The 235-nt window shown below is 70.2% G+C and carries 1 protein-coding gene; it reads right to left on the bottom strand.

Annotated features, from left to right (window positions below; translation table 11 throughout):
- Positions 1 to 235, bottom strand: a 235-nt coding sequence (locus ACZ2IA_RS23300; protein WP_470294950.1) for a siderophore-interacting protein, incomplete at both ends; no start/stop codon positions are given.

Genomic DNA, 235 nt, shown 5'->3' with positions numbered 1-235 from the left:
GGCCGGTCCGGCGGTACCGTCGGCCGCCGATCCGTGCAGCACGAAGTCCACGTCGATCTCGGCGCCGGCATCCGCGGTCGCCGGGCGGAATGCCCGCACGCTGTAGTTGCGCATCACCGGACGCTCGCCGTCGGGGATGCGCAGGAACTTCAGATACCCGAACACCTTGTTCGCCTTCGCCGGCACCCGCTCCAGGCCCGCATCACCCCCGATCGGGAGGAACAGCCGGAACCAC

Source organism: Crenobacter sp. CS_VA4, from assembly GCF_055597485.1.
This window is presented reverse-complemented; position numbering and strand designations above follow the sequence as displayed.